This is a genomic window from Paraburkholderia sp. (assembly GCF_035501035.1).
Taxonomy (GTDB): Bacteria; Pseudomonadota; Gammaproteobacteria; order Burkholderiales; family Burkholderiaceae; genus Paraburkholderia.
Genome location: NZ_DATJWR010000337.1, coordinates 1 through 11,462 on the forward strand (window position 1 = coordinate 1; position 11,462 = coordinate 11,462).

Consider the following 11,462-nt stretch of genomic DNA (forward strand, 5'->3'; position numbering starts at 1 on the left):
TGAAGCTGTCGAGCGAAAGCCACTCGCCGCCGCACACGTTGCCCGTGATCGTTAGGCTCTGCTGGCCGGTGCAGCCGCTATCGCTCAACGTCGCGATCGGCGCGGAGGTGTCCCAGCCGCCGTCGCCCGCATTGTCGTGCACATACACCTTTGCCGCGTGTGGCGCCATCACGCCCAAGGGAACGCTCGTCGGGATGTCGATCGCGATGTTGCGCGTATAGGTCGGCTGCGGCTGCGCGGCGTTCACGGAGAGCGTGCGTTCCACCGCCGCTCCGACAGTGATGCCATAAGGGTTCTCCTGGCCCAGCAAGGCCCACGTGGAGGTGCCCTTGCGCAAAACGATCGCGAGTTCCGAGCCCGATTCGCTCAACGTCCCGTTCACCGCATCGGCGCTGGCGCTGACGCTCTGTCCGCTCGCGCCGAGGATGGTGACGGTCGCGTTGAGCATCGGCGCGCCAACCGCGACCGTCCCTGCCATGACCGACGCGGCGCTGACGGTCCGGCCGTGCCGGCGCCCGAACCCGAACTGGAAGCTCCGCTGCCGCAACCGCTCAAGGCGATGACAGAAGCGCTCGCAACGAGCGAAATGAAACGCGTGGCTATTCTCATGATGTCCATTGTTGTGGTGGAGACCAACAGCTGCGCCGCTGATGTCACCCGCGAGTACGGCATGCCACACGCGTTCTTGAGCCCTCGTCGCACGCGTGTAGCCAATGACGGCTCTCCTCCCGAGAGCGGCCTGGGCCAAAGGAGTGGATCGAAGGACCGCTGCGGGTCGTGCTGAGCCGATCGTGTCAGGGCAGAGTTCGGCCATCTTCAGCCTTTCGCCGTCGCCTAAAGATGGGCATTCAAGCGGCCACTGCGGTAGAACAACGGACGTTCGTTCAAGAACACGCACCCCACCATGCGCATATGTGCGCTACAGCACACTTGGGATGCCGTAGCGAGAATACGCTGGGAGTCCAAATTTGGGGCTCGTCCGGCGTACCACGCGAACCAGATCGCGTAATGCCATTGTCGTTATCGACAATGGGTCGCGAATTCCAGTCTTCGCAGAAGTATCGTTTTTGATGTTCGATGCGATGCATGAAGGTGCGATGGTGACGCCTTCCGTACAACGGTGAAAAGCCTCGCTGGAAGGCATCGGGTCGATCTGGAGGCGGTAACCGTCGAAGCAGTCCGCAGCGGAGGACGAAATGTCATACCTGCCCTGGCTTTCACAATATCCCGCCGGCGTTGCGGCGAACATCAGCCTCGATGACTACCCCTCAATGGCTGACCTCCTGGAACAGGCCGTCGCACGCTTCGGCAACAGGGTCGCCTTTCATCAGTTCGGAGTGGATCTCACATATCGCCAACTAGACGAGAACTCCGCGCGCCTCGCCGCCTATTTCCAGAAAGACCTCGGGCTGAAACTCGGGGACCGCATCGCGCTAATGTTGCCGAACTCCCTGCAACACCCCATCGCAATGTTTGCCGCACTCCGGGCCGGGCTCACCGTGGTCAACGTCAACCCACTCTACACCGCGCCGGAACTGGCAAATTTGATCAGGGATTCCGGTGCGCGTGCGATCGTGGTCATGGAGGTTTCCGCGGCCACTGTCGAGCAGGCGCTCGTCCATGTCGCCATTGAGCACGTTATCGTCGCGCGCGTGGCGGAGATGCAGAACTTCCCGAAATCCATCCTTGTCGACTACGTCGTTCGAAAAAAGAAAAAGCTCGTCCCGGACTGGACGATCGCCGGTGCGATCGCTTTCAGGACCGCCATGACCGCGCGCCCGGCCGCAGACCTCAACAGGCCGGCGCTGAGCCGCGAGACAAGAGCGTTCCTGCAATACACCGGCGGCACTACCGGCGAGCCCAAAGGGGCCGTGTTGACACATGGCAACGTGCTCGCGAATGTGCTGATGTTTGCGGCCTGGATGAAGCCGGCGTTCCGGGCGAGCGGCGAAATCTCGCTCGTCGCGCTGCCCCTGTACCACGTAGCGGCCCTGGTGTGCCAATGCCTGGTCTCGTTCCATATGGGAAACCGCTCCGTTCTGGTGATGAACCCGCGCGATATTCCCTCTCTCGTGAAGGATTTTGAAAAGCACCGGCCAACCTTCGTTGGCGGCCTTAACACGCTATTTACGGCGCTGATGAACAACCAGGACTTCGGCGCGCTCGACTTCTCGGCATTGCGCAACACCTTCGGGGGCGGTACCGCGACCCAGCCTGCAGTTGCCGAGCGCTGGCAGAAGCTCACTCGCAGCCCCGTGCTGGAAGTCTATGGGCTGTCGGAAGCCGCAGGCGCGCTGACGGCCAATCCCGTCACGCTTACGGCCTTCGAGGGTACGATCGGTGTGCCGCTGCCTTCCATCCGCATTGAAATCCGCGATGAAAGCGGCTCGGCCGTACGCACCGGTATGCCGGGTGAAATCTGCGTCGCTGGGCCCGTCGTCATGCAAGGCTACTTCAACCGGCCGGAGGAAACGGCGCGTGTGATCGGCGATGATGGCTTTTTCGCGACCGGCGATATTGGGATCATGGACGAGCGCGGCGTGATCAGGATTGTCGACCGCAAGAAGGACATGATTCTGGTCTCCGGTTTCAACGTCTACCCGAACGAGGTGGAGGGCGTGCTCTTTCGACATCCGGGCATTCTGGAGGTCGCGGTGGTTGGCGTGGCCGATTCACAATCCGGCGAGGCCCCCGTCGCCTTCGTGGTGAAAAAGGAAACGGGGCTGACCGAGTCGGAAGTGATCGAGTTTGCGCGGACGAGCCTGGCCGCTTACAAAGTGCCAAAGCAAGTGGTCTTCGTGAACGATCTGCCGAAAACACCGGTCGGCAAAGTGCTGCGGCGACAATTGCGAGACCGCCTCGTGAATCGGATTTGACGCCACTGCCCAGGTCTGATGACCGAAATGAGGTTGTGCAGACCGACGGAAAAGGAAGGAAATTGCCTTACGGCCGACCACGTCGGGCGGTAGTCGGCCAGGAGTGGCCGGTCGACATCACAGTACAAATCGTCAACAATGCATGACGCCCCCCCCACTTAGGACTGCACATCATGGAACCCTGCCTATTCCTCGGCATTGTTCTCCCCGAACGTGCGCAGCTGTCGTTTCAATTCGGTTTGAGATTTTCTCATCTTACTTCTGGAGTCCACGGCACAGCGGCGGTAACTATCATTCTTAATCAAGTGGCTGTCCGTGTTGAGAGTATCGAACCGCCGCCATTGATACGCACCCCGTGATTTGCTTTCAGGTTGATCCATTCAGATGTGCTTATCAGTTCGAGTGCTTTTCACGCGATGAATTCGACGCTATCCGTTTGCGCATCAATGTGAACGTTCGCATCCGAAAATGTCTTGCGCGCGAGCGGCTGCGCGAATTCAGCGGGCGCGTAGATTTCGATTTTCCGGCCTATCGGGCTGTTCTGATCCCTGTATTCCTCGCGTAGCGGCACCAGACTGTTGCGCAGGCGCGGCCCCATGTAGTACCGATGATCCCAGCAAGGTCAATCGGTGCGGCATCGGCAGGGTTTGCAGGAGGTCGGGATTCTCGACCTGCGCAAGAACCACATACTCAAACAGTTCGCCAATCGCTTCGCGGCCCTTGACGCTGCGCACAGTCAGCATCGGCTCGCCAAGTTCCTCGCCGGTCGGCATGACGCCGACAATCTGCGGAAGCTGGAAACCGCTGAATGTCATGCTGCGGGTTTGCATGTTCCAGGTCATGGATACCTCACGCCTTGACTAGCGTGGCTCCGCACGCGGTCCTGTCGCCGATATAAGCCACGCGCACGCCGTTATGGGTCCGCGCGCCCGTCGCGATGATGGGATAGGTTTCCGCCACACTTCGGGCATTCAGCGAGATGCCCGTCGAGCGCCGCACGTATTCCCAAATGTGTCAGGTTGTCGGCAGCCTGGATTACCTTTCCGCCGTGGTCAGTTGAATCGCCGAGCCGGGCCATGTCCCGGCCTTGTACGTCTTTCACGAAATCACCTTTCAGATCATCATGCACAAGGAGACGCGCACCAAAACCGGAAATCGTTGAACGTTTTTTGCGGCGCACAAGGAAGTAAATTAAGGAAATCGGACTGGATAATGCATATTGATTCGATTTATCCATCTTTGATATCTGCTCGAAATCTGTCCTGAAACTGAACCCGCGCGAGCGCGTTTTTTCATTTCCGCCATTCGCTTTCTGACCCGTGCGCGATCTTTATCCCAGTCCTGCCGCTGCACTACGCGATGCCTTACGTCACGCCGTGGAGCGCGGCGGCCTGTCTTCGCTCGCCGTGCTGCATCAGGGCGTACCGTCCGCATAGAAGTTCACGGGAACGGACGCGACCGCGCAGGCCGCGCATCCGTCGCCAGCTCGATTGCCTCTCGCCGCTATCGCGCGCATTGCTCGTGCTGGCCTACGCGCCGCACTCGCTGAAATGCAACTGCGGGGCGCGCTGCTGCGCGTTCAGCTACCCCAAATTCCGAATGGTCGGACGCGATGCGCGTGGTGCTCGCGCACGTCGCGCCGCTACTTGCAGCACGCTGCCAACGGCCGGTTGCGCTCTGCGATCATGGCTAATGCCTTGATGCGCACGGAGGAGACGACGGTCAGCCTCGCGCAGCGGTGCGGCGTCGATCGCCATACGGCCGCGGCTCACGTCGGCATCATTGAGGCGGAATTGATTGGCAACCGGCACGCACCGCCCGGGTCCACGCGAGGCGTGCCAACGCATATGAGAGGCCCGCAAGCGGGCGCACGGCTGCCGCCAGCGGGTGCCCCTCACGTGTCGGCGAGCGAGACGCGAGACAACAGACCCTACTTATGTGCGATGGGCGGGCAAGGCAGATCTTTCCGCGTGATGAAAGAGTAATTCCCGAAAATAATGGTTAACCCTGGGATCATGAAACGCCTAGACTTTGGGCATCGGTAGCGGCAATGGGCCGCATCGAATACCAAAGCTCAATGGAGGTTGTAATCATGAAATCCCTTATCCAGGCCATCACGCTTGCTGTTGCCATCGCTGCTCCGGTCGCATCGTTCGCCCAGTCGAATGCGCCGATTACCCGTGCGCAGGTTCGCGCCGAACTGGTGCAGATCGAAAAAGCCGGCTACAGCCCGGCTCGCGGCGACGATCCGCATTACCCCGACGACGTCCTTGCTGCAGAAGCCAAGGTTGGCGCGCAAAACAGCGCGGTTGGCGGCGTCGCGAACAGCTCGAGTGCCTCAGGCGGCCCTCTTGCCGCGCGCCCTGCCTACGACGGCATGAAGCCGGTCTACTTCGGCCAGTAATCTGCCGAGTTAGTGAATTTTCCGAAGAGGCGTGGCAGTCGCACCCTTCTCGCTTGAGAAACTGGCCGCTCCCTCGATCAAGCCCGGAGCGAGCCAGTTTTTGCATTGATACCTCCACCACGGGGTCCTGTCCCCGATGGTTTCATCCAGACCTCATCGGTCTGGATCTTTTTCGTCTTCGCCGGCCCCGTATGAGGACTTTTCCTTGTTAAGCGGCACTTTGAGGGCCGGCACAAGCCCGTACCGGCTCATGACCGCGATCAACGCGGACTTGTCCGGCGGACCGCTCTGGTTGACGACAGCAGCGACTTCCTCGAAATACTGCGCTCCGATGTCCGGCGACAGAATAATCAGTGCTCGTGCAGGCGTGGAGAACGGATTGCAGAATCCATGAACAGCGCCCATCGGCGTGTGCATGCTCTGCCCCGGCACAAGATCTCGCGTTTCCGAACCCACGGTATAGCGCAAGGTGCCCTCCAAAACGTAAACGATCTCTTCGTTCCTGGAGTGGCTATGCGGTGGCGGGACGTTGGAGCCCGGTGGTACTGTGAGCTCAAACATGCCCATGCTTTCGCTCTTCGAACCATCGATGAGGTATCGGATACCCAGTTGTCCCGCGTAGATTTCAATTGCATTCATGGTGGAATGAGATGAGTTGAGTATCGCTCTACGGGTTGCCGGCGTTATGTGAGAGCTAAAGGCAGATGGCGCGTGCTTGCGCTCAATGGGGAAGCCCTTGTAATTGGCTTAGACCACTCCTGGCGCTTTCGGAAGACGCGGCATCCGGATACCCGCGTACGCGATGATGATAGTGAGGAGCGGGCTCACGAAGCAGAACACGGCGTAGGGTAGATAACTGAGGGTCGTCACGCCGAGCGTCGCCGCCATGTAGGCGCCGCAGCTGTTCCAGGGGATCAACGCGCCAGTCGGTGTCGCCGAATCGCCCACCGCGCGCGACAGCACGACCGGTGCGAGCCCGCGCCGTGCGAATGCGTCCTTGAACATCCGTGCCGGTAGCACGACGGCAATGTACTGATCGGCTGTGACGATGTTCGTTGCAATTACGGCTACGACGAGCGATGCAACGAGGGCGCCAGCGCTCTTCGCCATCGCGATGACCGGCGAGACCAGGCGCTCGATCACCCCGCATTTTTCGACGACGCCGCCGAAGGCGAGTGCGGTGATGATCAGCCAGATCGTATTCAGCATGCTGTCCATGCCGCCGCGCGAAACCAGCACGTCGAGCGTGGGGTTACCTGTCATCGCCTTATAGCCGCTCGCCAGTGCGAGCCATATGCCTTTCACGAGCGCAATCCACGTGGGCACGCCCTCCTTCGCGGCGGCGAATGCGAGCACGCGGTCAGGGGCGACTAATACTGCGAGCAGGCCGCCCGCGATGGCGCCGAGAAAGATGGTCGTGAACGGCGGCAATCTCAATGCCGCGAGGACGATCACGAGAATGAGCGGCAGGAACAGCACCGGAGAGATATGGAACGCGCCCTGCATGGCGGCCATCTTGGCGCTGGCGTCGAAATCCCCAGGACGGCCGAGTATGAAGAACACACCGAGCGTGATCAGAATCGCGACGGCGGAAGTCAGGAACGTTTCGCGGATGTGATGATAAAGGCCGATGCCGGCCGCTGCAGCGGCAAGGTTCGCCGAATCCGAAAGCGGTGAGGACTTGTCGCCGAAATACGCCCCGGAGATGACGGCGCCGGCTGCAATAGCGGGGTTGAGTCCCATGTTTTGCGCGATGCCCATGAGGCCGATGCCGATCGTGCCGACGACAGTCCACGAGCTACCGATGCTAAGCGATACGACGGCGCAGATCGCGGCCGCGGTAACGTAGAAGTAATTCGGGCTGAGCAGTTGCAATCCGTAGTACACCATGGCGACGATGGTGCCACTGAGCGCCCAGGTGCCGACCAGTGCGCCCACGGCGAAAAGAATGAAGATTGCGCCGATTCCTGCGCTGACGCTCGCACTTGCTGCTTCGCCGAGGGAGGCCAACGAATGCCCGCGACGCCAGCCGATGAACACGGCAATCATCGCCGCGACGACGAGCGCCACCTGATTCGGACCGCCGGCGCCCGCATCACCGAACAGGTAGTAAGACAAGGCGACCAGAACGATCAGGCTGACAACCGGGATGAATGCTTCAATCATCGTGACCGGCTGGGGTGACGCGGGCCTCTTCATACGCGATACTCCTCGCGCTCTTTTGGTAATTTCCGCATGTTGAGTCGCACAGCGCAAATCCCGTGTAGCAATTACTGGCGGCCTCCTCTGATATTACCAGCCGCGCCGCCCGCGGCACCCATAGCTGCACCGCTCACGGCTCCCTGCTGCCGCGCCGTCATATCGGTACATCCAATCAGGTGGCAACGCACTAGACACCGCATGCCTGTGCCCGATGTTTGCAAATCGGGCTGCATGGACACCGCCGCGCACGGTCCGCCTCAACCGCGCCTTTGCCAATCACACCGCCGCTCCTGCGCTCCACCCTGCCGGGAAGACGGCGAAAATCACAGCCCCGTACAACAACCACTGCCTTCATCCTCCATCGGATTCACGTTATCTCCGGCAAGCAGGCAGGATTCTCGTTCGGGATCAGGTTCTCAACCTGCATGCCTCGCTGCGCGCGGCAAATGCAAGGCGATTGGGTCACGCTCGAAGAAGTGGGAGTTCAAGGTCGTCAAGATCGAAGGCGAATTCGTCTGGCACAAACACGCTGATACGGACGAGACCTTTATCGTGCTCGACGGGGTACGGTAGAAGAATATGGGTCCGAAAGCCCAAACCACAGTGCTTCCTCGGGCTCAAACGACGTTCGTATCATGGCTGCCGGAATCGGCAATGAGTCGTTTTCTGGCGACCACATCGCCAGTAGGCGCCAGCACGATTGCGAGAGCAGCCGCGATTGTGCGGCGGTTACTCAGCCAGCAGAGATCGTCTCCGCTGCCACCGCCTCTGTTCACGAGGCGCTTGTGCCCCATGAGGACGGTGCGAGAGCGCGATTGCCCGGCGCGATATGGCTAATGGCTAATCAGCATCACGCCTGCCTGAACAAGCCTCGTTTGGCTATAACGAGCACGACAGTGAACGCCACCGACTAGTATGCTTCGGCGTCGAAGACTCGCAACGCGACGTGCATCGCGAACACGCATGTATCTTTGAAGCGGTGATGCGCCGCGCCGACGTGCGCGCCGCGCTTGCATTCGAAGACCACATCAGCACGACGCGCTCAACATCCCGGGACACGGCAAGTTTCGCGGCCTCCCTGCTTCTCGCAGTGGAAGGCGCCGCTCACTATCTGCCTGCGTACGTGGGAGTTTCACTGGTACTTCGACATTTGCTGCGCCCGCAGGCCTCGCTCCGCTCACTCACGCGGTTCCACTCATCCCTCGCATGCGCCTTGCGAAGTGGGCACGCTCCGCGTCGTCCATCAGCGCCAGAAACTGGTCCGCCTCCATGTGAACCAGTTCTTCGTGATCGCCCGCCTCGAAGTAGACGTCCGGTTGGCCGGCCAGGTTCGCCTCAAGGTAGGTTTTCATGCCATACGCCGCGCAAATCGGCGGCAATGCCCCTACATCACAGTCCTTGAAGAGCTCGCGCAGTTCGGCTTCCGTAGCAAGGGTGAGCCTGCGCCCTGTCTTGTTCCAAAGCTCGGACAATTGCACGGCATAGGTTGAGGGCAGCACGACGGCCACATAGCCGTGCTCGTCCTCGAGCAGCACTGTTTTCGCAAGACGGTCGCCCGGGATGTGCGCCGCAGCAGCGCTTTCCATGCTCGAATGACTATATGGGTGGCGCACGATTTCGTAGCGTGAGCCCTTGCTGCGCAGGCGCTCCTGCAGAGTGGTCGACATCGACATGGCACACCTCCTGTCGAATGCGTAGAAGAAAACCAGCCCCGGTAATCCCCTCAGAATAGTTCACCCGCGCTCAAATAGCACGCCGGCACCGCCGCCATGAATCCGCAGTACAAGACCTGGCAGCGGGACTCCAGGTGGTCGCCAATGAGTGCAACGAACACAGCTTTCTCACCTGGGTTGCAACTGCTGGCACTCCGTGTCGAACCAATAGCCGACCAGACGCTGCGCCGCCTGTAGATCCTCTGGGTAGTATGGGTCGTCCCATGGTGACGGGTTGTAACCCGCTTTCCTCAGTGCAGCGAGCTCGCTGCGGTGTTGCGCCATCGTCGGAGACGTGTTGCGTCTAAGGGCAGCCAGGTCACGGCACTCCGTTGGGCTCAGATGTGGCCCGCTTTGTGGCACGCCGCCGGCGGCGCATCCAGTCAGCAGGAACGCCAACGCAATCAGCGTCGAGCATTTTTTCGGGAGGCTTTCCACGGCGCATCTCCACGCGTCTGATTGGCGCCACGCTAGCAGTGCGATGCCGCCGTTCGTGAGTGATTTCCGCATTCATTCTGCCTTAGGAGGCTGTTGAAATAGCTCCCGCCGTCATCCAACCTTTCGCTTACCCAACATCAATGTCGCTTTGTGTGCCGCCCGAGGCGGTTATTCGTTTTGTTCGATCACATGTTCTGAAAATGAGCAAATGCTCGACACAAACAAGACGTTCATGTTCTCGGGATTTACCCCGAGCTGGGCACAGCAGTCGCTGTACCCGACCATGCCGTCTAAGCCCGTGGCAGTAGGGCCTCAACCCCATCCAACCGATTTCGTTTGGCACATTGCAGCATGACTGCCTCCTTGACATCAGCACGTGGCAGAACTTAAATAAATCAACTTGATTTAGTTAAGTCGAGTCGCGGTTGCACGGTACAGCTGAATTTTGCGACGGAGTCACCTTGAAGGCATTTTGTAATTAATTGCCAGCTTGTGTGCCATTCAGAGCCATCTTTTGTGCCACTTTTCAGGAGGAGACACGTGAGAAGTCCACATGTCGGTCAGGGCAGCAATTCCGCCAACGTCCGCCGTTTCAACGAGCGCCTGCTGCTGCAGGCGCTGCGGCGAGCGGGTGAGGCGTCGAAGGCCGATCTCGCCCGTCTGGCGAATCTCACCAGCACGGCGGTGGGCAGCATCATCACGTCGCTCACGGCCAACGGCCTGATCGAGATGAGCGGTCGCCGCCTCGACGGCCAGCGCGGCCAGCCTGCGTCGCTGCTGCGCCTTTCTCCGCGCGGTGCGTTCGCGATCGGCGTACGGCTCGACCGGACCAACATCGAAACCGTGCTCGTCGACTTTGCCGGCCAGATGATCGGGCGCCGCTCGCACGACATGCTGCTGCCGCAGCCTGCCGTCGCACAAGAAATCGTTCAGCGTGACATCGGCGAACTATTAGGTTTGCTAACTACCGAGGAACGCAGCCGCCTCGCCGGCATCGGCGTGGCACAGCCGTACAACCTCGGCAGCTGGCTGAGCGAGCTGGGCCTGCCCGCCAACACGTTCCGCGTGTGGAACGACGTGGATTTCGCGGGCGAGCTCGCCCGCGCTACGGTGCTGCCCGTGTTCAGCGAGAACGACGGCAACGCCGCCGCCATCGCCGAGATCTTCTACGGATGCGGACGCCAGCGCGACGATTTCATTTACCTCTTTCTTGGCCCGGCGATCGGCGGCGGCATTGCCATTAACGGCGACTGCGTGCGCGGCCTCACCGGCAACGCGGGTGATTTCGCGGTGATGCCCGTGCCGCCCAGTCGCCTGCCTTCGGCGCACAAGCCGCCCGGCCAATGGGACATCCTGCTTTCCCGCGCCTCGCTCATCGCACTGCGCCGCCACTTGCAGTATTGCGGCGAGACGATCGACAGCCGTGCCGACCTCGAAGCCTGCATCGCGCGCAGCCACCCCGGCGTGCAGGAATGGCTCGACGACTGCATCGACGCACTCGCGCCCGCGCTGCGCGCGGCGCTGTGCGTGCTCGACGTGCCGGTCGTGGTGCTCGACGCCGACGTGGACGCGGGCCTCATCGACACACTCATGCAGCGCCTGCGCCTCGCGGTGGCGGCCACCGCCCCCGAGGCGCGCGGCACGCCCGCGCTGGTGCGCGGCACCTTCGGTCCCGATGCGGGGGCGCTCGGCGCGGCCACGCTCCCCATGTTCTTCAACTTTTCGCCGCGCGCGGGCATCCTCATGGGCGCCGGCGCACAAACTTACGCACAAGCGCAGGAGGAGAGCCATGTCGCCCTCTGAGTCCACGCCCCCGCTGCTGGAAATGCG

8 protein-coding genes and 2 pseudogenes are annotated in these 11,462 nt (G+C 61.0%); 3 read left to right on the plus strand and 7 right to left on the minus strand.

Going from position 1 to position 11,462, the window contains the following annotated elements; all coding sequences use genetic code 11:
• Nucleotides 1-748 (minus strand): annotated as a pseudogene (locus tag VMJ11_RS24965) (hypothetical protein); the annotation flags it as partial.
• Nucleotides 749-1,196: 448 nt separating this feature from the next.
• Between VMJ11_RS24965 and VMJ11_RS24970 the strand changes: the two are divergent.
• Nucleotides 1,197-2,876, plus strand: a complete 1,680-nt coding sequence (locus VMJ11_RS24970) for an AMP-binding protein (RefSeq protein ID WP_325622785.1) — start codon at nucleotides 1,197-1,199, stop codon at nucleotides 2,874-2,876.
• Nucleotides 2,877-3,373: 497 nt separating this feature from the next.
• Here VMJ11_RS24970 and VMJ11_RS24975 read toward each other — a convergent pair whose 3' ends face one another.
• Nucleotides 3,374-3,718, minus strand: a complete 345-nt coding sequence (locus tag VMJ11_RS24975) for a hypothetical protein (RefSeq protein ID WP_325622787.1) — start codon at nucleotides 3,716-3,718, stop codon at nucleotides 3,374-3,376.
• Between the two features lie 7 nt (nucleotides 3,719-3,725).
• A pseudogene (locus VMJ11_RS24980) lies at nucleotides 3,726-3,954 on the minus strand (PAAR domain-containing protein).
• Between the two features lie 1,014 nt (nucleotides 3,955-4,968).
• Between VMJ11_RS24980 and VMJ11_RS24985 the strand changes: the two are divergent.
• Entirely contained in the window at nucleotides 4,969-5,280 is a 312-nt protein-coding gene (locus tag VMJ11_RS24985; protein WP_325622799.1) for a DUF4148 domain-containing protein, read from the plus strand.
• 153 nt (nucleotides 5,281-5,433) lie between these two features.
• Here VMJ11_RS24985 and VMJ11_RS24990 read toward each other — a convergent pair whose 3' ends face one another.
• From VMJ11_RS24990 to VMJ11_RS25010, 4 genes are all read right to left on the minus strand, one after another.
• Complete coding sequence (locus VMJ11_RS24990; RefSeq protein ID WP_325622789.1) at nucleotides 5,434-5,919, minus strand: cupin domain-containing protein; 486 nt, start codon at nucleotides 5,917-5,919, stop codon at nucleotides 5,434-5,436.
• Nucleotides 5,920-6,027: 108 nt separating this feature from the next.
• A complete protein-coding gene (gene nhaC, locus VMJ11_RS24995) occupies nucleotides 6,028-7,479 on the minus strand; it encodes a Na+/H+ antiporter NhaC (protein WP_325622791.1) in 1,452 nt (483 codons plus the stop codon).
• A gap of 1,184 nt (nucleotides 7,480-8,663) precedes the next feature.
• Nucleotides 8,664-9,155, minus strand: a complete 492-nt coding sequence (locus VMJ11_RS25005; RefSeq protein WP_325622793.1) for a YbaK/EbsC family protein — start codon at nucleotides 9,153-9,155, stop codon at nucleotides 8,664-8,666.
• A 168-nt stretch (nucleotides 9,156-9,323) separates the two neighbouring features.
• The gene (locus VMJ11_RS25010; RefSeq protein ID WP_325622795.1) at nucleotides 9,324-9,632 is read right to left on the minus strand and encodes a DUF4148 domain-containing protein; all 309 of its coding nucleotides are present in this window, start codon (nucleotides 9,630-9,632) and stop codon (nucleotides 9,324-9,326) included.
• Nucleotides 9,633-10,172: 540 nt separating this feature from the next.
• Between VMJ11_RS25010 and VMJ11_RS25015 the strand changes: the two genes are divergently transcribed.
• Nucleotides 10,173-11,435 (plus strand): ROK family transcriptional regulator, encoded by a 1,263-nt coding sequence (locus VMJ11_RS25015; protein ID WP_325622797.1) that lies wholly within the window; start codon nucleotides 10,173-10,175, stop codon nucleotides 11,433-11,435.
• Nucleotides 11,436-11,462: the final 27 nt, after the last annotated feature.